The sequence below is a fragment of the Phyllobacterium chamaecytisi genome, from assembly GCF_020164455.1.
Classification (GTDB): Bacteria; Pseudomonadota; Alphaproteobacteria; order Rhizobiales; family Rhizobiaceae; genus Phyllobacterium; species Phyllobacterium chamaecytisi.
On record NZ_JAIQWW010000014.1, the window covers coordinates 20,765 to 46,343 of the forward strand.

Consider the following 25,579-nt stretch of genomic DNA (forward strand, 5'->3'; position numbering starts at 1 on the left):
CATGACCAAAAAGCAGCCGATCTCCACAGCACCCAAGGATGGCAGCAAGATTCAGGTGTTCTGGACTGACGAGGATGGACAGGAAAATGAGTCCATCGGCCAGTATCGTTCGCTGGATCGCCTGAAGGCCACGGGTGGTCAGTGGGACGAAACGGATGCCGGCTGGTGGATATTCACGGATTCAAATACGCAGAAAAAAGTCGTGCCTCATTCCTGGCAGCCAGCCGGGAAATCCGGCGACGAGGATACCGAAGAAGAGTAGCCTGAACTAGTGCTTCTGGTGCTTTAACAGGCCGCGCACAATGTCATCGGCGGAGATCATCCCGAGAAATGCGCCGTTTTCCACGACGCCCACATCGCCACTGTTTTTCGCGATCGCTTGCATGATTTCGCGTACCGGCGTTTCCGGACGCGCCGTAGCAGCAAATGGCCTGCTGGCGGGACGCGTGCGATCAAGGGGAACCATGATATCGGCGGCAGTGAGGACACCAAGTGGATTCATGTTGGCGACGAAATCCGCAACATATTCATCGGCCGGGTTAAGCAGGATGTCTTGAGCTGTACCGCACTGGATGATCCGTCCGCCTTCCATGATGGCGATGCGATTGCCAATTTTCATGGCCTCGTCGAGATCATGACTGACGAAAACGATCGTCTTCTTCAGGCGCTCCTGTAGGCTCAGAAGCTCATCCTGGAGCCGGGTTCGAATAAGCGGGTCAAGCGCTGAAAAGGGTTCATCCATCAGCAGGATCGGTGCACCTGTCGCGAAAGCGCGCGCGAGGCCGACACGCTGCTGCATGCCACCGGAGAGCTCGCCGACCTTACGCTTGGCCCAGTCCTTGAGATTAACCAGTTCCAGCTGCTGCTGCACGGCTTTCGCGCGCTCTTCTTTCGGAACACCCGAGAGCTCAAGTCCGAACCCGACATTCTCTTCAACGGTACGCCAGGGCAGGAGACCGAACTGCTGGAAGACCATCGAAACAAGGTGCTTGCGCAGATCCCGCAAGGTTGTCTTGTCAGCCTTGCCGACATCGATGGACCGCCCTTTGTTGTGAACGACGACGGAGCCCCGCGAGATAGGATTAAGGCGATTGATGGCGCGCAGGAGCGTCGACTTACCGGAGCCCGAGAGCCCCATCAACACGACTATTTCCCCCTCGGCAACGGTGAGAGTGCAATTGTGAACGCCAAGCACATGGCCTGTTTCAGCCTGGATATCCGAGCGGCTTTTGCCCTGGTCGGCCAAAAACAAGGAACCGTCAGTCTTCTTGCCAAAAATAATACAGACATTATCCAGTGTGATTGCGGTCATTCACCTGGCTCCTTGCCGGGACGGAATATGCGGTCGAGTATGATGGCGACGACCACAATGACGAGGCCTGCTTCGAAGCCCAAGGCCGTGTTAACCGAGTTCAGCGCGCGCACGACTGGAACGCCAAGGCCATCGGCTCCGACCAGAGCGGCGATGACCACCATGGAGAGCGACAGCATGATCGTCTGCGTAAGTCCAGCCAGGATTTGCGGCATAGCGTAGGGCAGTTCGATCTTCCATAGCAGTTGGCGGGAAGATGCACCGAATGCCTCGCCCGCTTCGATCAGGTGCCGGGGTGTCGAGGAAACGCCGAGATGGGTGAGGCGGATGGGTGCTGGCAAAACAAAGATTGCCGTTGCAATCAGGCCGGGCACCATACCTATGCCGAAAAAGACTATGGCGGGGATGAGATAGACGAAGGTGGGTAACGTCTGCATGAGGTCGAGTACGGGACGTATCGCGGCATAGAACTTCGGCCGGTGCGCGGCGACAATGCCGATGGGCACGCCGATCCCCATACACAGGATGCACGAGGAGAGCACCAGCGTCAGTGTCTCCATTGTTTCTTGCCAGTATCCCTGATTGAGGATGAACAGGAAGCCGAGAATGGTGAGAAGCGTGACCGCTATGGACCGGCGCAGGGCGTAAGCGATGGCGGCGAAAATCACGACCATGATCAGGGGATGCGGATATTTCAGCACAAACATCAGGCCGTCGATGAAGGCCTGCATGACAGCGGCAAGTCCATCGAAAAATCCGGCAAAATTGGTGGTGAGCCAATCGACGGCCGCTTTCGCTGTCCTGCCAACCGGAATCTTGTCTTGCGTTAACCAATCCAAACCAAAACCATCCCCACAAAGAGTAAGTGAAAGGAGCAGCCCGACCAGTGCATCGGGCGGCTCATGTTCTTTGGTCTCTTATCCCGTCAGGGACAGCGATTGTTATAGGCCCAGCGATGCCTTGACCGCGGGGAGGCCTTCCTTGCCGTCGAAGGTTGTAACGCCTGCCAGCCACGTATCCAGAATCGCCGGGTTGGCCTTCAGCCATTCGGTAGCAGCCTTGGCACCGTCTTCACCATCATCAAGAATCTTGCCCATGATCTCATTTTCCATCTGCAGATTGAATTTGAGATTGGTCAGGAGCTTGCCGATATTCGGGCATTCGGTGGTGTACCCAGCACGAACGTTGGTATGAATGATGGCGCCACCAAAGTCCGGTCCGAAAACATCATCGCCGCCAGAGAGATAGGCAAGCTTGAAATTCGAGTTCATCGGGTGCGGTTCCCAACCGAGGAAGACGATTGGTTTTTCGCTTTTTGTCTGCTTGGCGACCTGCGCGAGCATGCCCTGCTCGGACGATTCAGCAAGTTCAAAACCCTTCAAACCGAAGGTGTCCTTGGAGATCATGTCGAGAATCAAGCGGTTGCCATCATTGCCGGGCTCGATGCCGTAGATCTTGCCGCCGAGGTCATCCTTGAACTTGGCGATATCCTTGAAGTCCTTCAGACCCTTGTCATAGAGATATTGCGGCACTGCGAGTGTGTATTTCGCACCTGTCAGATTAGGGCCGAGGTCTTCGACAGTCTTGTTCTCGAGATATGGCTTTACGTCGGCTGCCATAGTCGGCATCCAGTTGCCCAGAAACACGTCAATGTCTTTCTTGCCAAGCGAAGCATAGGTCACCGGCACGGAGAGAACCTTCGTGTCGGTCGAATAACCCAGGGCCTTCAACACTTCGCTCGTCGCAGCCGTGGTGGCTGTTATGTCAGTCCAGCCCACATCGGCGAATCGGACTGTCTTGCAGGATTCGGGTTCCGCAGCGAATGCCGTACCTGCGGCAAGAACCAAAGCCAAGGAAATGGTGAGTTTGGATAGTACTTTCATAGATAGTTCTCCCCTTCCGGTTTTTACCGGATTTTCAATGTCATGAACCAAGCACCAAACGGAAACGCATTCAAGCATAGGCGCGCATAAATCCGGTCAAATAGCGACAGTTGTTGATATTCCGACAAAAGTTGCGAAGGAGTGGATTGCAAGGGTTCATGCGGAGACCCAACTCTGATTAAAGCGGGAGATGGCAAAACTCTATTTCAGTTACTCGGCGATGAATGCCGGAAAATCGACGCTGCTTTTGCAGGCTTCCTACAACTATCAGGAACGCGGTATGCGGACGATGCTGTTTACCGCTGCGCACTATGCCGAAGACGGTGTCGGAAGGATAACCTCGCGGCTGGGTGTCAGCGCCGAGGCGCTGCTTTATCGCGATCAAGATGATCTTTTTGCGATTATCGCAAAGGCCCACGGTGAAAGCGCGCTGAGTTGCGTGTTTGTCGACGAAGCGCAATTTCTGACCAAGGAGCAGGTCTGGCAGCTGGCGCGCGTGGTCGACCGGCTTAACGTGCCGGTCTTGTGTTTTGGTCTGCGCACGGATTTTCAGGGTAAACTCTTTCCCGGTTCTGCGGAATTGCTAGCGATTGCGGACACTTTGCGGGAAATCAGGACGATCTGTCATTGCGGCGCAAAAGCGACAATGGTGGTCCGCCACGGGCCGAAAGGGGAGGCGCTGCTTGAGGGCGATCAGGTGGCAATCGAGAAATCCGTTTATGTCTCGCTCTGTCGCAAGCACTGGGAGGAGGAAACCGGCCGGATTGCAAGCGGGGACGTTCAAAAGCCTTAAACGGCGAATCTCTGCTTGCAAGTTTACCTTGAGACCTGTCATTTTCCCGCAGGCTTTTTTTCGCAATGTACCGTGTCTATATTCGATCGTCGCGAGAAGCGATTTTGGCAATCAGGGGAATACGTAAATGGCGAGTCTGCAGCACTTCGATTCCGAGATCGAGAAGACCAGAACAATGGTCAATGACATGCGGACGAAAATCGATCAGTCCACAATAGTCCTCGACAAATTTGCCAAAGCCGATGAAAAGATCGGCGCTTCCGATTTCGATATCGAAAATGCGCGTATTGACGATGTCCTGCGCCAGCAAAAGGTAATGGAAGGCAATATCGCCGAGCTGATCATCGGGCTAGAGGATGCCACCAATGTTTTCGGTTCTGAATTCGAAAGCATGAAAGGCTATTCCGGCTGGGAAAAGTTTATCGGCATCTTCTCCAAGCAGAAGATGCAGCGCCTGCGTTCAGACCGCGTGCGTAACATGTCACTTGCGGGAAATCTCCAGGAACTCCTTTCGAAGTCCGACCGGATTGTCGGTATTCTGAAAGAGCAGAAAGGTGTTCTGGACGAGCGCTACAAGACCTCCGAAACGAGCCTTGCGACTGTCATAGAGCGGCGCAAGTCCACCATCGCCAACCTTGAAGCGACGCAAAAGCGCATCGAAGAACTCAACCCGCTCTTGCTGGAAATTGAAAACAAGATTGCCGCATCGACCGATCAGGGCGCACGCACCGAGCTTGAAGGTCAGCGGTCGAAACTTGCGACAGAATATAATGAGCGGCAGGCCAAGGAACAGGAGCTTCTTGCGGAAAGCCAGACGCTGGAACGCTACACGTCCATGTTCCAGACTTTCGTCGATTCACTCAATAACCAGATCGCGGCACAGAGCACGCTGATCAACAAACTGTCGATCGATACCGAGCAGCGCATTGTTCTTTACAAGGCGCTGGAAGATTCTTTGAAAACGGCCGCGCAACAGGACGTGGCACACAAGATCAATACGCTCGGCAGCAAGGTGGATACGGCAGCTGAAGAGACCATGGCCGGTGTCGGCGCTGCGGCCCAGAAGCACATTGGCGATCTTCTCGAAATGCACGAAAGGAACATGGTCAGTTCGCAGGATATCCAGCGCCGCAAGAAGCTGGCTGACGATGCTTTCTCCCGGCGGTTCTCAGAGGTCCTGAAGAAGCACAATTCCGCCGATTACGTGCAGAGCTAGTCAATGACTGATAATGCAGATCTTGCAGCGGCCGAGCGCTATTTTGGGGCTATCCGCGCCGCGCTCGATGGGCTCGAAGTCTTTCTGAACAACCAGGACTCGCCACTCTACAAGCATGACCTGGTTGCACAGACGGTGTCTGAATATCTGCAACGCCTTGATTCTTCGTTCGAATGCTGGCGCAACAGGCTCGGTTTTGCCGAGCGCTTTCGTATATCCAAGGCCGAGAGCGGCTTTCCTGTCTTCCAGAATGTTCTGGAACTTGAAAATGACAAGAAGGACGCATCGGTCCGGCTTGCTGCCATTCCGCCGGCGGATGCGCTTCGGGGCGAGATGGCGGATTTCATTTTGCGCAATCGCGAGTTTCCGCGCGACCTGCAAAGGTCCATGGCGGAACGGGTATATCTGGAAGTCGTAGAAAAAGGCGAGATATTCTCTCCCTTCCTGTTGCCGACGACTATCCGCGTCTCTGTTAACCCGAAGACCATGCGCCCCTTTTACGTGGTGCATTGGGGCGCATTCGACGGAGCCTCGAACCTGCCATTGATCTACATGGCGATCATCGAGGATTCATCCGAAGATATGGTGGAGACGCTGGTGGCCGAGGGCAAGCTCAACAGCAAAGTCAGGATTCCTCTGCCGGTCGGCGGTCTTCTCAATCCGGATCTCGCACGCCGCTTCGACGATTTCGCCGCGAAGAACTCGGCCTATTCGCTGTCACCGATAACCATCGCCACGGCACTCGATCAGGATTTTCCGGAACTGCATCCCAAGCAGCTACGCCGGCTTGTTCTCGGGCCATTCTACACGGCCGGGATTACCGAGCATAATCAGAAAGTTGCCGACGTTCTTGAGCGGGTACGCAAGCCAGAGGACGCCTGGCTCCTGACCTGGACCTTGCAGGAGGTTTTTTCCAAGGCGGAAAAACCCGGCAAACGTGGACTTTGGTCGTCGGAGCCGTCGCGTGAGGAGTTTCACATCAATACGGATGACCTCGAAGCGGCAAGGCAGGGCGTCAGTCACTATGAGCAGCACGCTCTGGTGCCGCATGAAGCCTATCAGGCGTTGTACGCATCAGGGGAAGCGGCAGGTATCTTCAAGGGGTTTCAGACGCATATCCTGTCCAATGGCCAGGTGATCAGCGGCATTTGAGGAGGAAAAAACCATGGATGTCGGTCTGACCACGCTTGAGGAGAAGGACATCGCCAAGCATCTTGCCGTCGCACAGGCAATGGTGACGCGATTTGTCTCGCTCGACAGCGGCGAAAAGACCGGTACCGAAATTGCGGGTACCGGCAGACGTTTTGTTTCTACCGTTTCAACCGGCGGATTGCGCAAGACGCGTGAGGTGGAGCTTGCAAAAACGATCCAGTCTGTGCGTGCCGACGATCAGATGCTTTCGATTGCCCAACACACGCTGCTGTTTCGCGCGCGGCGCGGGGTTGCAATCGCGTTGGCCGTTGCCGATGTTTTCGGCCGGCAAAGTGATCTTGAAAGCCTGATGGCGCGCAATGCTTCCGCGCCGTTACAGGGTGACGAGGCCAGTCATTTCAAGCGGCTTCTGTCAGCCGCAGCTTACGTTGGCGCTTTCGCCTTTGCCGCCTATCTCGCGCAATTAATCGAAGCTGATTCAGAGCCAGCCAATGATATGAGTGAGCCGGATTTCATCTTCGATACGGCGCAAGACGCGTTGAAATCGGTGATTGCCGGTCTCGATCGCGCAATTTCCGGCGCGAGCGACGAGCAGGTAATGCTGGCGCGCGCCAAAGCCTTTTCGGCGCTTGCCATCGAAGGGCTTTTGCAGCGCAAGGGACGATTTGACGGGCTTGGCAGTTTCGAGGACACGCACCTGCGGCTCGACAGCGATGACTTCACGCTGGACGGGTTCGATGTTGCGCCATCGAAGAAACGCACGCCGCTGGTGATGACATTCAAGAAACCGAATGAAGTCGTCGGCAACCACATCGCCAAGTTTCAGGCCCTGAAGCTTTCCAAAATGCTGATGGCCTATGATTTTGACCGGCAGCTCAATCCGTTTGTCGAATTGGGCGGGTTTCTCTTCACTTTCATTGGCGATGGCGCGCCAGGCACAGGCAAGACCACGCTGATCCAGATGATCGCCGGGCTGCTCAATGATTATTGCCAGGTCGCGGGTTACGCCTTTCACTATGAGAATTTCGGTGTGGATCAGATATCGTCCTATCAAGGCAAATCCGGACAGAACTGCAAGCAATTCGTGACGAATGTGCTTAATCCGCGCGTGATTGGCTTCGGTACAATCGACGACATCGATCAGGTTGCGGCCAAGCGTTCGGATGACCGCGCCTCCTCCGGCCAGCACGAGATCACCGGCGTGCTGATGGAAGCTTTTTCCGGCGCATCCACCGTTGTTCGCGGTAATTGCTCATTCGGCATGTTCTCCAACTATCCGGAGAATGTCGACGATGCGTTGAGGCAGCGGGCAGGGGCGCGCTGGCTGGTTGATGGGCCGCAGACTCGCGAGGACTACATCGATATCTTTGCATTGCTGGCGGGCAAAAACCACAAGATACCGCTGGGCGATCACAAGCTCTACGAAGCGCAACAGATCGAACGGGCGGTGGAGACGGCCTATGACGAATTGTCGGAGCCGCAGGAGGAGGGGCTGAAAGTGGTCTTTGATCGCTTCATCAAGGACAATGGCGAGCCACAAACCCTATCCGACATCGGCACCTATCTGCACATGATCAAGGAACGCGAGCCACGCTTCACCGGCCGCGCTATCAAGAACGTCACTGACGCAATCAAGATGCGGGCGATGGATGTGGAACTGCCGGATGAATGGTTCGAAAAGCCCGAAACGTTCATGCACAAGGCCTATGATGAAAAGAAGGCGATGATCGAGAAATTGCGCAAACCCTTCACGATGGAGATGGTGCTACAGGAAACCAACCGATATGCGGATTCGGAATTCCGCTATGCTGACAAGTCTGATGACGCTGCAGTGGACAAAATGGTGCGGGACGCGAGGTTGCGCGAGCGAGCGGTCAGAGAAGTCGAAGCGCTCAAGGCCAAGGGGCAGTGGGACCTCTGATGGACCTTCTCTACGAAAACGAGCTGATCTATGGACGCTTGCTGACGATCGACCAGCCGCATCTGATAGAGCGCTACAATCGCGCGCTGAAATCCTTCGGTTTCCCTGCGACGAAACTCAAGAAATTCAACGTCGACAGGACCGGCTTTTCTCCGGAAATCGCCAAGGAGCTGAAGGATCCGTCTTATCTCGATCCAAATGGCGTCAACCGGCGGTTTATCATTTTGACACCGGCGCAGGCGGATTTGCCGGTCGTGCACACGCAATTTTCCAACACATCGCAACTGATGTACGAGTTTTTCACCAGCAATTCCCGCGCCATCAATGCACTGACGATTAAGGATGTACTCTACGGCGAGATCGAGGATAGCGTTTCGGTCGTCAATGACATCGAGGACCTCCTGTCGATCAACCAGGTTGAGTTCCGGGTGCTCTCGGCGGAAAACGTCATGGGGCAGGCGGCGGAATTGCGGCTACTGGTCGACAGGCTGGAAGACGAGCCAGACGCCTGGCGCAACAACGAGCTCATCAACCGCATGGTGGAACTCGCCAAGGTCACCGGTGATATCCGGGAGAATTCGCTGGTGCCGGATAAGGTGATATTCCGGCATCGCGCCTTCTGGACCAGCCATTTCGGTGGTGTTTTCATCTTTGTAGATGACAATACGACGACCGTCATTGGCGATCCGTCGGCACCGGGATTCCGGCGATCGCGGCCGTGGCAGGTGAATTATATTTCCATCAAGGATGCCGAGCAGGTCTTTCAGTTTCTCGCTTCGACCGCTCGCATCGAACTGCCGCGCGCCTCATGGATCGAGCAGTCCGGCTATCTGGAAAATCGCGGCGAGATGATCATCCGCCATCTGATCCAGTCACTGGAGCCGGAAAGGGACCTCACCAACATAGATCGGATTTGGCTGCAGACGTGGATTCACGCCAATGCCAGCTTGATCAATCATGACGGCACCTGGCCGTTCCTTAATGCGGTCAAACGCGAAATCGGCCAGACCGGGCAGCTCAACATGGCGGAAATAGATCCGAAACGCCGGTTTCTTGTCATACGCGCCCTGCCAAGACATCCGGACGCCTGGCTGGTCAACCATCTGATCGGCGATTTCGTGCCGTGGGATTTCCTGTCGCGTTATGTCTTCAACAAACCGGGGTTCTTTGCAGACTATGAGGGCTGGAGCCCTCCCTATCAGGCACATGTCGTCGAGACTCTGAAGACGATTTATTTGAAGGATAAGGAGGGGCTAAGGAAGAGGCTGTATGGGTTGTCTTAAAGCCGTGGGAACGCGATTTTGTCCTCTGCTGACAGCAAACGCAGGAACCTTCGGGCCGTTTGTACCGGTTGGCGCTCTATCTCGAAGGAACACGTTGTCGATATTCTCAAAACAACCTATGTGAATGACAGGCAAGGGCTGCGAAGGCGGCTTTATGGACTTGAACAACAACGAGGGATAGGATGCTCGAGCCCGTGATCAATTTCTTCAGCCGTATCTTCTACTACATCGGACGCGGTATCGGCTTCGTCATCGGCATCATTCTCTTGCCGTTCATTTGGGCCGGCCGTTGGTATGGCCAGCGCGGAATTATCCTCAAGGCGGTTCTCGGTCTTGCAGTGCTCGTATGGCTCGGTCTCTACGGCTATTTCTTCTACAACACGCAGGTCTGGAAGAATTTCAACCCCGATTACATCGCGTCCTATAATTTCAAAAACCTGACTGTTCCGGTAGGGGAACCGGTTCCTTCGCCGACGCAAGCTGCCGATACAGGCGCGGCGAAGACCTGCGCGCGCTCAGCTATCGTGCAGGTGACCGCAGACCTTACGGATTTCAACGTCAACCAGAACGCGTGGATTTCCTCCATGCTGCTCTACAAGCTCGGGTTCTTCGGCGTCGATTGGGACAATACGCCTTTCCTCGATAACAAGGCGTCCTTCCAGCGCGGCATCAATTCGGCAGTGCGCCGCACAGCAGTTGAACTCGTCGATACACTTGGCCGTGTACGAGGGACCTCGCAGATCGACGCCGACTTGCAGAAGGCGCGCGGAAACCTGCAATTTACCGAAGACGCCTGGTATTTTGGTCTCAATCCCTTTGGTCCGAAGACGCCGACGCCGAGTTATTATCGTTCGGCGGTCAAGGATTTGCGTACGTTCAATACCAAGCTTGAGTCCTGCAATGCCATTTTTGATGCGCGTGCGGACAATCTTATCCAGTTCATCGACCGTATCGCCAACGACATCGGCGCGACTTCGGCGATTTTGAAAGATCGTTCGGAAAACAACAATTATGGCTGGTTCGACACGCGTGCCGATGACCGTTTCTGGTTCGCCTACGGCCAGCTTTATGCCTATTACGGCCTGATGAATGCAGCTCAGTTGGATTTCAAACAGGTGCTCGATGAAAAGCACCTGACGCCGCTTTGGGATGGTATGGACGGGCAACTTCGTTCGGCCTTGAACATCAAGCCTTGGATCATCGCCAATGGCAGCGAAGGCGGCTGGCTGTTGCCGAACCACCTGACGACGATGGGTTTTTATATCCTGCGCGTGCGCTCAAACCTGATCGACATCAAGCAGGTGCTGCAGCAGTAATAAAGCAGCTTGCCGGCTCAAACCGGCAAGCTTGACGTTTCCTTGACTTCTTCCATCACGGCGTAGGTGTGGCTTTCGCGGACGCCTGGCAGTGAAAGCAGCATATCGGAGAGAAAGCGCCGGTAATGCTCCATATCGGCAACGCGGGCCTTGATCAGATAATCGAAGCCGCCGGCAACCATATGGCATTCCATCACGTCCGGGTTACGGCGCGTAGCTGCGGCAAAGGTTGCAAAGACGTCGGGCGTGGTGCGATCAAGTTTTATCTCGACGAATACAAGCATTGCGCGATCGAGCTTTTTGGGCGACAATTTTGCCGTGTATCCAAGGATGTAGCCGTCGCGGGACAGGCGCTTTACCCGTTCGGTCGTTGCGGTTTGCGACAGGCTGATGCGCTCGGACAATTCTGTGTTGGTCAGGCGTCCATCCTTCTGCAGCTCGCGCAATATTCTGCGATCGAGACTGTCCAAATTTTTCATCGCTAAAATAGTCCCCATTTGTAGTTTTTTATACGTATTCTCTCACATTCATTGGTGAGAATACCTGAGTAGATTAGATTATATGGGAAAAATCAATAAGGGGAAGCCTGATGACCGCACCATTGCCATCTACCAATGATTTTTCTGCACCTTATGCCGTCGATGACCAGGCGTTGGTTGCCTCGTTGCTTAAGTCCATAACGTTGCCGGAAGATGTCAACCGTCGCATCGATGCCCGAGCCAGCAAATATATCACGACGATCCGCAAGGAAGCGAGCGGTATCGGTGGGGTCGAGGATTTCCTGAGGGAGTATGGTTTGTCGACCCGCGAGGGGCTGGCGCTGATGGTGCTGGCGGAAGCCTTGCTGCGCGTGCCGGATGCGGCAACGCAGGACAAGCTGATCGAGGATAAACTGAAGCAAGGTCATTGGTCAGAACACGAGCCGAGCGGCGATACATGGTTCGTGTCGGCATCCGCTTGGGCGCTTGGTCTCTCAGCGAAGGTCATCAAGCCGGGCGAAACTCCGGAGGGCGTGCTTTCCTCGCTGGTCAAGCGGATTGGCCTGCCGACAGTTCGGACCGCCACCAAGCAGGCCATGCGCTATCTCGGACACCATTTTGTCTTGGGCGAAACGATCAAGGACGCGCTGAAGCGCGCCAGCACCAATGAGGCCAAGGGTTATCGCCATTCCTTCGACATGCTGGGGGAGGGAGCTCGTACACGTAAGGATGCGCAGGGCTATTTCAAATCCTATGCGGACGCCATCGATGCGATCGGCCGTGCCACAGGTAACAAGAAGCTCCCGGATCGCATGGGGATTTCGGTCAAGCTCTCGGCGCTGCATCCGCGATATCTGGCGACGCATCATGATCAGGTCATGGCCGAACTGGTGCCGGACCTTCTCGCTCTTGCGCAAAAGGCGAAATCTTACGATCTTAATTTCACCGTCGACGCGGAAGAGGCTGACAGGCTTGAGCTGTCACTGGATGTGATCGACCGGGTATTTGCCGATCCTTCGCTGGATGGCTGGGATGGATTTGGCCTTGCCATTCAGGCTTACCAGAAGCGGGCTCTTGATGTGATCGATCACATTGACAAGCTCGCGGCGCGGCACAACCGCAAGATGATGGTGCGTCTCGTCAAGGGCGCTTATTGGGATACGGAGGTGAAGCGGGCGCAGGAGCGCGGGCTGGCCGACTATCCGGTTTTTACCCGCAAAGCAGCGACCGATGCGTCCTATCTCGCATGTGCCAAGCGCATGCTCGATGCACGACCGCGTATCTTCCCGCAATTCGCTACACACAATGCATTGACCGTGGCCATGATTCTGGAAATGGCAGGCGCCGACAAGAGTGGCTTCGAATTCCAACGCCTGCACGGCATGGGCGAGAGTCTTTACAAGCAGATCACGGAGAAGAACGACAAGATCGCCTGCCGAATTTATGCGCCCGTGGGCGGCTATCGCGATCTTCTCGCGTATCTTGTGCGCCGTCTTCTCGAAAACGGTGCAAACTCGTCGTTTGTCTCTGTGGTTGGCGACAACAATATACCGATTTCGGAGTTATTGATAAGGCCGGCCGAGAAACTGAACGATGGCAAGGGCTATCGCCATCCGAACATCCCCTTGCCGCTAAAGCTCTATGGCAAGCGCACCAATTCAGCCGGTGTCGAGCTTGGCGACCGCAAGGAGTTAGCCGCTCTGCTGTCTGGAATTGCCAAGGCGTCAACGACTGTAAAAGCGGTTCCGTTGATCGAAGGCGTGAAGCCATCCGGCAAGACGCAGGATGTGGTCTCTCCAGTAAACGGCTCGACTGTCGGTACCGTGGTTTTTGCTACCGCTGAAGAGGCGGCCAAAGCCGTCAGTGTTGCGCGCAAGGGTTTCTCATCCTGGTCGCGTGTCCCGGTGGAAACGCGGGCAAAAGCGTTGGAAAAGGCGGGAGACCTCCTGGAAGCCAATCGTGACAGCCTTCTCGATCTTCTTTCGCGTGAAGCAGGCAAGACGATCGATGACGGCATCGCCGAAATCCGCGAAGCAGTGGATTTCTGCCGCTACTACGCCGCCGAAGCCCGCAGACAGTTTGGCGTGGACAAAGTCATGCCGGGGCCTACCGGCGAGGACAACAAGTTGCGGCATCGAGGCCGCGGCGCGTTCGTCTGTATCAGCCCATGGAATTTCCCGTTGGCGATTTTCCTGGGTCAGGTAACGGCAGCGCTAGCCGCCGGCAATACTGTCTTGGCCAAGCCGGCAGAACAGACGCCACTTATTGCCTATGAGGCAATTCGCGCCCTGCATGAGGCAGGTGTTCCGAAAGATGCAGTCCTCTATGTGCCAGGCGATGGTTCCGTTGGGGCGGCGCTGACTTCACATCCGGAAATCGCCGGTGTGGCCTTTACCGGCTCGACGGACACGGCCTGGGCGATCAACCGCACGCTGGCAGCGAAGAAGGGACCGATTGTTCCGCTGATCGCCGAGACAGGAGGCCTCAACGCGATGATCGTCGATGCGACAGCCCTTTCCGAACAGGTTGCCGACGATGTTGTTATATCTGCCTTCCGATCAGCCGGTCAGCGTTGCTCTGCTCTGCGCATTCTCTATCTGCAGGAAGACATCGCCGACAACATGCTTGACATGATCGAGGGCGCAGCAAAGGAACTCACCTTGGGAGATCCTTCTTTGCCTTCGACGGACGTCGGCCCGATCATCGATCAGGCACAGCGCGATATGCTGACAGATCATATCGCGGCGATGCGGAAGTCACAAAAAGTGCGCTTTGCAGGTGAGGCGCCGAAAGATGGCCTGTTTTTCGCGCCGCACATCGTGGAACTCAACCGGGCGGAGGCGCTGGAGCGCGAGGTATTTGGCCCGGTCTTGCATGTTGTTCGCTGGAAGGCCAAGGACCTCGACAAGGTGCTCGACCAGATTGCGTCGACTGGCTACGGCCTGACGTTTGGTTTGCACACCCGCATCGAAGCGACAGTAACCAAGATCATCGACCGGCTCGACATCGGTAATGTCTATGTCAACCGCAATACGATCGGCGCTGTCGTCGGTACGCAACCTTTCGGTGGTTCCGGTCTTTCCGGTACTGGACCAAAGGCGGGCGGGCCGGCCTATCTGGCACGATTTGCACTCGAGCAGGTTGTTTCCGTGAACACGGCGGCGGCAGGTGGCAATGCAAGTCTTATTGCCATGGGCGAATAGAGACTCTTAGCCTCAGCAACTGGGGATAGTCCCTTCTGGCTATCCCCATTTCGCTTACACGATGCTATTTGACGTTCTTGAAGCATTGAGGAGACGTCGATGGCTATCGTCAAATCCGATATTGAGATTGCGCGCTCCGCGGTGAAAAAGCCGGTGCTGGAGATCGGCGCGAAGATCGGTATTCCGCCGGAGCATCTTGCTCCCTATGGCCATGACAAGGCCAAACTTTCGGCGGAGTTCATCCGGTCCAAGCGTGGTGCCAAGGATGGCAAGCTCATTCTCGTGACTGCCGTCAGCCCAACGCCGGCGGGCGAGGGCAAGACGACGACGACAGTCGGTCTTGGCGACGGGCTCAATCGGATCGGGAAAAAGGCTATCGTCTGCATTCGTGAAGCATCACTCGGTCCCTGTTTCGGCACCAAAGGTGGTGCTGCGGGTGGCGGCTATGCGCAGGTCATTCCTATGGAGGACATCAACCTGCACTTTACAGGTGATTTTCATGCCATCACCTCCGCTCACAATTTGCTGGCGGCGATGATCGACAACCACGTCTACTGGGGCAATGAGCTAAATCTCGATACGCGCCGTATCACCTGGCGGCGGGTTATGGACATGAACGACCGGGCCTTACGCGATATTGCTTCCTCGCTCGGCGGCGTGGCCAATGGTTTTCCACGTGAATCGGGCTTCGACATCACGGTCGCCTCGGAGGTGATGGCGATTCTTTGCCTTGCCAATGATCTGGAGGACCTGGAACAGCGGCTCGGCGAAATCATCATCGGCTACCGCTTCAACAAGACCCCTGTTTATGCCCGCGACCTGAAGGCCGACAAGGCCATGGCCGTGCTTCTCAAGGATGCCATGCAGCCCAACCTGGTGCAGACTCTCGAGAACAATCCAGCCTTCGTGCACGGCGGCCCGTTTGCAAATATTGCGCATGGCTGCAATTCGGTCGTTGCGACGACAACTGCGCTGAAACTTGCGGACTATGTGGTCACCGAGGCAGGTTTTGGTGCGGATCTTGGCGCTGAGAAATTCTTCGACATTAAATGCCGAAAGGCTGGTTTAAAGCCGGCGGCGGCAGTGATCGTCGCAACGGTCCGTGCCATGAAGATGCATGGCGGTGTGGCGAAGGAGGATCTGGGTCAAGAAAACGTCGCTGCCGTCAAATCTGGCTGCGCGAATCTCGGGCGCCATATGGAGAACGTCCGCCAGTTTGGCGTGCCGGTTGTGGTCGCAATCAATCATTTTACTGCCGACACGGATGCAGAGATTGCAGCCGTAAAGGCTTTTGTGACGGCGCATGGCGCGGAGGCCGTTCTATGCAAGCACTGGGCCCAAGGCTCGGCCGGGATCGAAGAACTTGCGCACAGGGTCGTTGCTTTGGCGGAAAGTGGCTCAGCGCAGTTTTCGCCACTTTACGAGGATGAGCTTTCGCTGTTCGACAAAATCGAAACGATCGTCAAGCGCATCTATCGCGGTGCAGAAGCGGATGCGGATACGAGCGTGCGCGAACAATTGCTGCAATGGGAGGAGGCTGGATATGGCGATCTTCCGGTTTGCATGGCGAAGACCCAATATTCATTTTCGACGAACCCACATTTGCGTGGAGCGCCGGTAAATCATGTTGTTCACGTACGCGAAGTTCGTCTTTCTGCCGGAGCTGGCTTCGTTGTGGCCATCTGCGGAGAAATCATGACCATGCCCGGCTTGCCGAAGTCTCCCTCGGCCGAACGGATTCATCTGAATGGTGATGGTTTGATAGAAGGGCTCTTTTAGACGTTGGTCCAAGCTCGTATTTTTGCTGTTGCAAGCGCTGCAATGTAACGCTAACAATCACCGCATGGATACGCGCATTCTTTCAAATGGCTGGTGGTGGGCTCGCTGATAGCGGCCACTAAAGCCTTTTGCATGTTTGTGAAAAGGGAACAGGGCCGCGACGGATTTTTCCGGGCGGCCTTTTTGTTTGTCCGCCCGAAGCCCGCAACGCCAGATGCAACAAGGGAATTCATGATGCACAGAATTGAAGGCGATGTGGAAATATTCGATACCAAAGGCGGTGTCACGATCACACGGTCCCGCATAGCAACGGCCTATGCCAGCGCTATCGACAGCTATGTCGATGCTCTCGACGAGCGGCGCGGCGCCGTCTTCTCGTCGAATTATGAATATCCGGGCCGCTATACGCGTTGGGATACGGCGATCGTCGATCCGCCCGTCGTGATAACTTCCAATGGCCGCCATATGACCGTTGAGGCGTTGAACAAGCGCGGCGAAGTTCTTTTGGCTCCAATCAAGCAAGCTATCGAAGCGCTTGAGGAAGTGTCCGTTACAGGTACAAGTGCGACCAGGCTTGAACTTGAGATTGCGCTACCCAGCCGCCAATTCACCGAAGAAGAGCGTTCACGCATACCTTCCGTCTTCACGGTCCTGCGCGGCATTGTTGGTCTGTTCTTTACCGAAGACGATGCCAATCTCGGCCTCTATGGCGCGTTCGGCTACGATCTGGCGTTCCAGTTCGATACAGTCCAGTACAAGTTGAAACGTCCGGATGACCAGCGTGATATCGTCCTATATCTGCCGGATGAGATCCTAGTGGTCGACCATCATGCTGCCAAGGCATGGCTCGATCGCTATGACTATGCGTTCGCCGGCGCTTCAACCGAGGGTCTCCCACGGGATACGGCGGCAAAGCCATTCAAGCCGACAGACAAGATACCCGGACGCGGCGATTACAATCCAGGCGAATATGCTGAACTGGTCAAGAAGGCCAAGGAAAGCTTCATGCGTGGCGATCTCTTTGAGGTCGTACCGGGGCAGACATTCTATGAGCGCTGCGAAACCAAACCGTCGGTTATTTCGCGCCGGCTGAAAGCCATCAACCCATCGCCCTATTCGTTCTATATCAATCTTGGCGACAACGAATATCTGGTCGGTGCTTCGCCGGAAATGTTCGTGCGCGTGGTTGGTCGGCGTATCGAGACTTGCCCGATTTCAGGAACGATCAAGCGCGGCGAAGACGCAATCGCCGACAGCGAGCAGATCATCAAGCTGCTGAACTCAAAGAAAGATGAGTCCGAGCTCACCATGTGCTCGGATGTCGATCGCAACGACAAGAGTCGCGTGTGTGAGCCGGGGTCGGTCCGTGTCATCGGGCGTCGCCAGATCGAAATGTATTCGCGGCTGATCCACACCGTCGATCATATCGAGGGTCGCTTGCGTGAGGATATGGACGCATTTGACGGATTCTTGTCACACGCCTGGGCTGTGACCGTAACCGGCGCGCCAAAACTCTGGGCTATGCGTTTCATCGAAGAAAACGAGCGCAGCCCGCGCGCTTGGTATGGTGGTGCCATCGGCATGGTCAATTTCAATGGCGACATGAACACGGGCCTGACTTTGCGCACGATCCGCATCAAGGACGGCATCGCGCAGGTTCGTGCAGGCGCAACCTTGCTCTATGATTCAGTTCCCGAGGAAGAGGAGGCTGAGACCGAACTCAAGGCTTCGGCGATGATTGCGGCGGTGCGGGACGCGCACAAGAGCAATGTCCTGCCCGAGGAACGTGCTGTCGCGCGAGTAGGAGAGGGGCTGTCGATTCTTCTCGTCGATCACGAGGATTCCTTCGTCCACACCTTGGCGAATTATTTTCGGCAGACCGGTGCAAGCGTGACAACTGTGCGCACGCCGGTTGCCGACGAGATTTTCGACAGGATCAAGCCGGATCTGGTGGTTCTGTCACCTGGACCCGGGACGCCGGAAGATTTTGATTGCAAGGCGACGATCAAGAAGGCCCGCAATCGGGAACTGCCGATCTTTGGCGTTTGCCTCGGTTTGCAGGCACTTGCCGAGGCCTACGGCGGATCGTTGCGACAGCTGCATGTTCCGATGCACGGCAAACCCTCGCGCATTCGCATTACCAAGCAAGGCAAGATTTTCTCGGGCCTGCCCAAGGAAGTCACTGTGGGCCGCTATCACTCGATCTTCGCCGATCCGGTTCGCTTGCCGGACGAGTTCATCGTTACCGCAGAAACGGAGGACGGTGTCATCATGGCGTTCGAGCATAAAAGCGAACCGATTGCGGCGGTGCAATTTCATCCGGAATCGATCATGACACTGGGTCATAACGCTGGTATGCGGATTATCGAGAATGTTGTGGCGCACCTGCCGCGCCGGGCAAAGATACGAGCAGCATGACAGAAAACACCACAGTTCAGCGCATCGCAGGCTGGTCGATTTTAATCGGGATCACCGTGCTGGCGCTGAAATACGCTGCCTATTATGTGACCGGTTCTGTCGCACTTTATTCGGACGCGCTGGAATCGATCGTCAATGTGGTGGCTGCGATCGCCGCCTGGTGGGCGATCCGTGTCAGCTACAAGCCCGCCGACCAGAATCATCCCTTCGGGCACCATAAGGCCGAGTATTTCTCGGCGGTGCTTGAGGGGGTACTGATTGTCGTCGCTGCCTTGCTGATCCTGCGCGAAGTTTGGGTCGCTTGGGAGACACCCCGGACGTTGGAGCAGCCATGGCTTGGTCTTGCGATCAACGGCGGTGCATCGATCATCAACGCGTTCTGGGCTTCTTTGCTTATCAACCGCGGGCGTAAACACAAATCTCCTGCATTACAGGCCGACGGAAAGCACATCATGACCGATGTGGTGACTTCTGTCGGCGTATTTGCCGGTCTGGTCGGCGCCGTCCTGACCGGTTGGACGATCCTCGATCCGCTGCTTGCCGTCATTGTCGCACTCAACATCCTGTGGCAGGGATGGAGTGTGATCGGAAATTCCGTGCAGGGCTTGATGGACATGGGCGTGGCGACCGAAGAGACGATGCGCATCCGCGATGTCATTTCTTCCAACGCTGGCGGCGCGCTTGAGGTTCATGATCTGAAGACACGCATCGCCGGGCGCGTAACCTTTATTGAATTTCACTTGGTGGTTGAGGCGAACATGAGCGTTGGCGATGCACACATCATTTGCGACCGTATCGAAAACGCATTGATGGCAGAGATTCCGGACGCCAGTGTGGTCATCCATGTCGAACCCGAAGACGAGGCGAAATTGCCTATCGGGACGGCCGCAGTTCCTTTCGCCTGAGAGACCGACCGTAAATTCGCCATGGCGGGCTGCAAATGGTGCTTTTCTGTGCTCCGATGATGCTCACGTACCCAAATGTACGCTGCGCTTCGGTGCTCGAAAACCACCATTTTCGTCACCCCATGACGAACTTTCGGTTCAGTCACGGACGATGGTTCGATGCAGTCCTGCAACATTTTGTAACGGATTGTTTCAGTCGGTCATGATTTCGTTACAATTATGTTGACATACAAGCGCTGCCGGGTGACATGTCTTCCAGCAATGCAATTCTCCGTATGAGATGCGACGCCGGGGGCGTACGTCTGGGGACCGTAAATTTTGGCGATACGCATCAGTTCCCTTTGAGGATCGAGCGGCCAAAGCGCATGGCAGCGCCGAGCGGATGACCGCGGCTGTTTACAATCTTAGTTAACCTTAGAGCAAAGGATAACCAGATAGAATCGTTCTGCCGGAGGGAATTTGATTTAAGGTCGAGGGGTTTGGCGAGGCCGATGCTTTTCCATCGGATGATGCCGAAGCCCGAAGGATTTGGAGCAAATTCACCCGGCCCTTCGGGTTTTCCGGCTGGCGGACACCCACTTTGTCAGGCGGCGTCGAACGATCGAAACACATCGACCTCGCCACCTTCCGCGTGGATTGTCTCGCCATCCGAGAAACAGAACTGGTTCTATCTGGATATCCTTTGCTCTAAAACTGCCAGGATTAACTTATGGGTAAACCTTATCTTTATGGACTATTAACCGGGCTCTCCATCATCGTTGCCGCGTATCCGGCTAGCGCGCGCAATACCGCAGATTGCGACAAGCTGCAGTCCGGTAAAGCGGAAGTGTTGTTAAATACGATTGATCCACAGCCCGACGTTGATAAAAATAGCGCCGGAGATGCCTGCCCGCAGAAGGGTCCGGCAAATTCACAGACGCCAGTAAAAGCGGTACCGATTAGCCTCGGAGCAACAGGCAGTGGGACTATTGTGAAGAAAGCGACCAAAGGTGACATTCTCCCCCAGAGCGAAGGTTCGCTCCATGAGGATCTTACTTTCAAGTACCGAATCTACCGTCCGGAAGTTCAGAACGGAGATACGATGGTTCTCCTGCATGGCTCAGGCCAGGACGAGACGAGCCTCGTTTCCTTTGCTTCCAAGATCGCACCGAATGCTCTGCTGCTCGCCGTGCGCGGGCGTGTAGTCCAGGATGGTTCGAATCGCTGGTACCGCCGGCTGACACCTATCAGTTTCGACCAGCAGGGTATTCGATCCGAAGCAAAGGCTTTTGCTGAGTTTCTGAAGCAGGTCACGCGGGAATACAAATTCGACCCCAATCGCACGACGTTTCTCGGGTATTCCAACGGCGCCAATCTGGTCAACGCCGTGATGATGCTCTACCCGGATTTGGTGAAACAGGCAGTACTCTTACGTTCTATGCCGGTCCTGACGGGGACAATCGAGGCTAATCTCGCCAATGCCCGCGTGTTGACCGTTTCCGGCGCTTCGGATCAGCTCTATGCACCCTATGCGCCTGCCCTTGAGGACTTGCTTCGCTCGCACGGTGCTCGCGTGGAAGCACGTTCGATCAAGTCCGATCATGGATTGGGCAAGGACGACGTGAAAGTCGTCAGTGAATGGCTGGCTGGCGGTGCGACGGCTCAGTTGAAGAAGAACTAGACAAACTTGCTCTAGCATTCTTCTTGCATCCGGCCTGGCAGTCGTTTAATTGTCTGGTCATGAAAACGCGCCCGACCCCACAGTCATTTTTTCAGTCCGCTTCCGCGGGCGTGACCAATCGCGCATTTCTCCTTCCGCTTCTTCTTAACCTTACTGGCGATCGCCGGGCTCGTTAAGAGGAGCGTCCGGCGGTCGAATTAGCCGCCAGGCAATCGCTCCTTATTCCCTTTACAAGATAACTGTAACACTTAAGAAGAGTGCCGAGATCGCGCCAGATTTGATGCGCATCGGCCGGAAACGAGAAACAAATGACCGACATGATCCAACGGAACATGGGCATGCCCTATGCGGCCAAGAAGTACGAACCTTATCCCTTGGTGGATCTGAAAGATCGCCAATGGCCCTCCAAACGTATCGAGAAGGCACCCATCTGGTGTTCCGTCGATTTGCGCGACGGTAACCAGGCACTGATCGATCCGATGGGGCACGACAGGAAAGTGCGCATGTTCGCGCTGCTGCTCGAGATGGGATTCAAGGAAATCGAGATCGGTTTTCCTTCGGCCTCGCAAACGGACTTCGATTTTGCGCGCTGGTGCGTGGAGGAGGGCAATGCCGGCCCCGATGTTTCCCTGCAGGTGCTGGTGCAGTGCCGTCCGGAGTTGATTACGCGTACCTTCGAGTCGTTGGAAGGTGCCCACAAGCCGATTGTCCATTTCTACAACTCGACCAGTGAACTGCAGCGGCGCGTCGTGTTCAACAAGGACGTTCACGGCATCAAGACGATTGCCACAGACGCCGCCAAAATGATCACGGATATGGCGGCAAGGGCAGGCGGAGGCTATCGCTTCGAGTATTCGCCTGAAAGCTTTACGGGCACGGAACTCGAAGTCGCGTTGGAAATCTGCAATGCGGTAACGGAAATCGTCAAGCCAACACCTGACAACAAGTTGATCATCAATTTGCCTTCGACGGTTGAGATGTCCACGCCAAACATCTATGCGGATCGCATCGAATGGATGTGCCGTCAGCTCGACAATCGCGAAAATCTGATCATCTCGCTGCATCCGCATAATGACCGCGGCACTGGCGTTGCAACCACCGAACTCGGACTGATGGCTGGTGCCGACCGCGTCGAAGGCACCTTGTTTGGCAATGGCGAGCGCACCGGCAATGTCGATATCGTCACCTTGGCACTGAACATGTTTACGCAAGGCGTCGATCCCGAACTCGACTGCTCCGACATCAACCGGATGAAGGAGGTGTACGAGTATTCCAACCAGCTTGTTATCCCGGAGCGTCACCCTTATGTCGGCGAGCTGGTTTACACGGCGTTTTCGGGGTCACATCAGGACGCGATCAACAAGGGTATGAAAGCGATCAAGCAGGCCAATAAGATGCTCTGGGAAGTGCCTTATCTGCCTATCGATCCGCAGGATGTCGGGCGCAGCTACGAAGCAATCATCCGCATCAATTCACAGTCCGGCAAGGGCGGTATCGCCTATATTCTACAAGCCGACTACGGCCTGAATTTGCCGCGTGGCATGCAAGTGGAGTTTCGCGAAGACATCCAGCAGATCACGGACGAAGAGGGCAAGGAGATGCCGTCCAAGCGAATTTACGATCGCTTCCAGGAACTCTATGTCGAACAGCCAAATGCCCGGCTGAAATTCGTCGACCACCACACCTATCCCGATACGGAGCGCAAGGGTGTGCGTGTGCTTTCTGCGGAGATCACTGATCGCGGTGAAACAAAACGGATTGAGGGAAGAGGCACCGGCCCTGTCGATGGATTCATTGACGCTCTTTCGCACTATCTCGGCATTAAATTATCGGTCGTGAACTATTCGGAACACTCGCTCCAGCACGGTTCGGATGCAGCCGCGATCAGCTACATGGAAATCGAACATCCCGGGGGCAAGATTTTTGGTGCAGGTATCAACAAGAACATTGTGACTGCCTCACTTGAGGGCATTGTCTCGGCGGCAAACCGGATAATCGGACAGTGATGAAGGGCCCTTCGGGGCCTCTCATTTATACGGGGAACGAAAGTCATTCCGGACAAGATTCTGATGCAATGAAAGCGACACATGGTTAATGATGTTCTAACCCTAGCTCGTGCCGGAAATGCTTATGAGTGAGATGCGAGAGAAGATCACCGCCGTTGATAATCGGCGAAAACTTGCTGACGCCGTTCGGGGTGCGCAAATTGCTGCTGCCGATCGCGGCGACGTTGTCGTCGATATGAAGGAAGCGGACCTCGCCAGGATCGAAATCCTTGCCCATGATTTGAAGCCGGTATTCGATGATGTGCCTGTGGACGATCTGCAATGGGATTTCGCAATTTCCAAAGGGCAGCAGCCGAGATTGTGGATTGATCCAACGTCGCATGTCATGATGGGCCGTGATCGTCGGACGTATCGGTTTGTCCGGGACACGAGGTTAGGTCGGATCGTGGTGGCGGAATCCCCCGACGTGCAGCCCATTTCAGATGCGGTAACCAATTATATCGCTGAGCGGCTCGTCGAGCGTCAGCGCCTGATGGAAGGTGAGAGGATTAATCTTCGCTCCGCCGCCATTTATCAGAAAAATCAGACCCCTGGTCCAACTGAACATGCATTGGTTCGGCCATCCGCAGTATCGTCCGCTTCAGCGCGTCGCTCCAGATCGGTTGTGAGCGAACTGGTCACTGTATTGACGTGGTTTGTTATCGGCGGCCTGGCGGGTGCAGGAGCGCTCCTGGCATTTTTCTGGGACCGCTTATCGCCGTACTTTTGAATCACACCGGGGCGAGTACAGCGCCCACTTGAAGGTTATGTTCGCGGATAGTCCGGATGTTCATCTGTTCGTCGACAATTCCACGCTCAATCATATGACACGACCAGCCGATATTGGTTTTAGCAATGGAAAACAGATTGAACGCCGCGGGAGGCTTGTGATTTCCACCAAAACTCTGGCTTGCTGAGGGGACGCATATCACTGGTATTTTCCAACTTGGACCTTCAATCTCGTAGCGTGTTGCCAGGTGCGTATGACCATGGAGAACCAATTCAGCCCCATGTTCGCGAACCGTGCGCTGAAAAAGACCGATGCCGAGCAGGCGCTTGTGAGAAGGCGCGGCGCCGCGCACTGGCGGATGGTGAATCATAATTACCCGGAAGAGGCCAAGTTTACCTGTTTCGTCGAGAAGTTCGCCCAGTTTTCGAGCTTGCCGCTCGCGAATATCGCCGGTCGCCATGAAGGGAGCAGTAGCGCGCGCTGAGGAAACGCCAATAAGCGCTATGTCGCCGCGGACGCGAAGATATGGAAACTCCACAGGGCTGTTTGCCGCTGCCTGCGCGTCCCCTCGCATCCATGGTTGCCAAAAGCGGCGTGTCTTTTTCAGTGCACCCGGCACGTACGCATCATGATTGCCGGGAACAACCGAGACGTTAGCGGGATCACCCAATGTTTTGAGCCAGCGCTGTGCCGTCTCCAGTTCCTCATCCAGAGCCAGGTTCACGAGATCGCCGGTGACGGCGATATGATCCGGGGACTGTGCCTTCATATCGGCCACAAGAACATCCAGTGTGCCGCTCGTCATCGAGCCCTTGCGGTTCGATCGCCAATTGATATAGCCAGTAATGCGCTTGGAGATCAGTTCACGCAAAGTCAGCGCGGGTAAAGGCGACAGATGTATGTCGGAGATATGAGCGAGGTGGAACATCGACTCAGCTTTATGAGAGTATTGGCGCGAAATCCAGTGATACAACCGTCGCACACCGGAGAAGTTCCGGCCAAGGTCAGGCAGAATGGCTGAAAAACGTTCAAAATGGCGTCATCGCCTGTTCCATACCTACTTTCTGTTTCGTCGACCCATGACGCTTGGTGCCCGCGGCGTTGTACTGGATGACAAGGAGAAATCGGTATTTCTCATTCGCCACACTTACGTTCCTGGCTGGCAATTTCCAGGCGGTGGCGTGGAAACGGGGCACACGGTTGAACAGACGCTCAAGAAGGAATTGATGGAGGAAGGTAATATCGAGCTGACAGGCCGACCGCAGCTTTTCGCCATCTATCACAATGCGCACGCGTCAAGACGCGATCACGTTGCGCTTTATGTTTGCCGCTCGTTCCGGCAGATAACACCGTTCATCGCCAATCGCGAGATTGCCGAAGCGGGGTTTTTCAAACTCGGGGCTCTGCCACCGGATACTACACCGTCCACCCGGCGCCGGCTTGCCGAGATTTTAGAGGGAGCAGACGTCCCGCTTGACTGGTAG

20 protein-coding genes are annotated in these 25,579 nt (G+C 55.4%); 15 read left to right on the top strand and 5 right to left on the bottom strand.

The genetic code is table 11. The features are described 5' to 3' along the window. Position 1 precedes the first annotated feature (1 nt). The gene (locus LB462_RS19975; protein ID WP_224511636.1) at positions 2-262 is read left to right on the top strand and encodes a hypothetical protein; all 261 of its coding nucleotides are present in this window, start codon (positions 2-4) and stop codon (positions 260-262) included. Between the two features lie 6 nt (positions 263-268). On the opposite strand, the gene choV is transcribed toward LB462_RS19975, so the two are convergent. From choV to LB462_RS19990, 3 genes are all read right to left on the bottom strand, one after another. Beyond that, on the bottom strand, positions 269-1,312 hold the full coding sequence (choV, locus tag LB462_RS19980; protein WP_224511639.1) for a choline ABC transporter ATP-binding protein: 1,044 nt from the start codon (positions 1,310-1,312) through the stop codon (positions 269-271). Next, positions 1,309-2,151 (bottom strand): choline ABC transporter permease subunit, encoded by an 843-nt coding sequence (choW, locus tag LB462_RS19985; RefSeq protein WP_224511641.1) that lies wholly within the window; start codon positions 2,149-2,151, stop codon positions 1,309-1,311. Before choW ends, choV begins: the two co-directional genes overlap by 4 nt. A gap of 102 nt (positions 2,152-2,253) precedes the next feature. Continuing rightward, positions 2,254-3,195, bottom strand: a complete 942-nt coding sequence (locus LB462_RS19990) for a choline ABC transporter substrate-binding protein (protein WP_224511644.1) — start codon at positions 3,193-3,195, stop codon at positions 2,254-2,256. Positions 3,196-3,385: 190 nt separating this feature from the next. On the opposite strand from LB462_RS19990, the gene LB462_RS19995 reads away from it, so the two are divergent. The 6 genes from LB462_RS19995 (at position 3,386) to LB462_RS20020 (ending at position 10,876) form a co-directional block, all read left to right on the top strand. Further along, positions 3,386-3,988 carry a thymidine kinase gene (locus LB462_RS19995; RefSeq protein WP_224511645.1) on the top strand — a complete coding sequence of 201 codons (603 nt, stop codon included), beginning with the start codon at positions 3,386-3,388 and terminating at the stop codon, positions 3,986-3,988. A 127-nt stretch (positions 3,989-4,115) separates the two neighbouring features. After that, positions 4,116-5,204: a coiled-coil domain-containing protein gene (locus LB462_RS20000; protein WP_224511648.1), complete on the top strand. Its 1,089-nt coding sequence runs from the start codon at positions 4,116-4,118 to the stop codon at positions 5,202-5,204. Between the two features lie 3 nt (positions 5,205-5,207). Next, positions 5,208-6,356, top strand: a complete 1,149-nt coding sequence (locus tag LB462_RS20005; RefSeq protein ID WP_224511649.1) for a hypothetical protein — start codon at positions 5,208-5,210, stop codon at positions 6,354-6,356. 13 nt (positions 6,357-6,369) lie between these two features. After that, positions 6,370-8,277, top strand: coding sequence for an AAA family ATPase (locus tag LB462_RS20010; protein WP_224511651.1), 1,908 nt, complete (start codon positions 6,370-6,372; stop codon positions 8,275-8,277). After that, positions 8,277-9,560 carry a DUF6638 family protein gene (locus LB462_RS20015; protein WP_224511653.1) on the top strand — a complete coding sequence of 428 codons (1,284 nt, stop codon included), beginning with the start codon at positions 8,277-8,279 and terminating at the stop codon, positions 9,558-9,560. Before LB462_RS20010 ends, LB462_RS20015 begins: the two co-directional genes overlap by 1 nt. 182 nt (positions 9,561-9,742) lie before the next feature. Beyond that, entirely contained in the window at positions 9,743-10,876 is a 1,134-nt protein-coding gene (locus tag LB462_RS20020; protein WP_114430355.1) for a DUF2333 family protein, read from the top strand. 17 nt (positions 10,877-10,893) lie between these two features. Here LB462_RS20020 and LB462_RS20025 read toward each other — a convergent pair whose 3' ends face one another. Beyond that, entirely contained in the window at positions 10,894-11,355 is a 462-nt protein-coding gene (locus LB462_RS20025) for an Lrp/AsnC ligand binding domain-containing protein (RefSeq protein ID WP_112530643.1), read from the bottom strand. Between the two features lie 110 nt (positions 11,356-11,465). Between LB462_RS20025 and putA the strand changes: the two genes are divergently transcribed. From putA to LB462_RS20060, 7 genes are all read left to right on the top strand, one after another. After that, on the top strand, positions 11,466-14,558 hold the full coding sequence (gene putA, locus LB462_RS20030; protein WP_224511654.1) for a bifunctional proline dehydrogenase/L-glutamate gamma-semialdehyde dehydrogenase PutA: 3,093 nt from the start codon (positions 11,466-11,468) through the stop codon (positions 14,556-14,558). A gap of 99 nt (positions 14,559-14,657) precedes the next feature. Continuing rightward, a complete protein-coding gene (locus LB462_RS20035; RefSeq protein ID WP_224511657.1) occupies positions 14,658-16,337 on the top strand; it encodes a formate--tetrahydrofolate ligase in 1,680 nt (559 codons plus the stop codon). 234 nt (positions 16,338-16,571) lie between these two features. Then, a complete protein-coding gene (locus tag LB462_RS20040; RefSeq protein ID WP_224511909.1) occupies positions 16,572-18,755 on the top strand; it encodes an anthranilate synthase in 2,184 nt (727 codons plus the stop codon). Beyond that, a complete protein-coding gene (locus LB462_RS20045) occupies positions 18,752-19,660 on the top strand; it encodes a cation diffusion facilitator family transporter (protein WP_224511658.1) in 909 nt (302 codons plus the stop codon). The genes LB462_RS20040 and LB462_RS20045 overlap by 4 nt, the downstream gene beginning before the upstream one ends. 709 nt (positions 19,661-20,369) lie before the next feature. Next, complete coding sequence (locus LB462_RS20050; protein ID WP_224511661.1) at positions 20,370-21,320, top strand: alpha/beta hydrolase; 951 nt, start codon at positions 20,370-20,372, stop codon at positions 21,318-21,320. A 308-nt stretch (positions 21,321-21,628) separates the two neighbouring features. Continuing rightward, a complete protein-coding gene (gene leuA / locus LB462_RS20055; RefSeq protein WP_370637239.1) occupies positions 21,629-23,326 on the top strand; it encodes a 2-isopropylmalate synthase in 1,698 nt (565 codons plus the stop codon). 124 nt (positions 23,327-23,450) lie between these two features. Next, entirely contained in the window at positions 23,451-24,095 is a 645-nt protein-coding gene (locus LB462_RS20060) for a hypothetical protein (RefSeq protein WP_224511663.1), read from the top strand. Position 24,096: 1 nt separating this feature from the next. Here LB462_RS20060 and LB462_RS20065 read toward each other — a convergent pair whose 3' ends face one another. Continuing rightward, the gene (locus LB462_RS20065) at positions 24,097-25,023 is read right to left on the bottom strand and encodes a metallophosphoesterase family protein (protein ID WP_224511665.1); all 927 of its coding nucleotides are present in this window, start codon (positions 25,021-25,023) and stop codon (positions 24,097-24,099) included. Positions 25,024-25,108: 85 nt separating this feature from the next. Here LB462_RS20065 and LB462_RS20070 point away from each other — a divergent pair, with 85 nt between their 5' ends. Next, positions 25,109-25,579 (top strand): NUDIX domain-containing protein, encoded by a 471-nt coding sequence (locus LB462_RS20070; RefSeq protein ID WP_224511666.1) that lies wholly within the window; start codon positions 25,109-25,111, stop codon positions 25,577-25,579.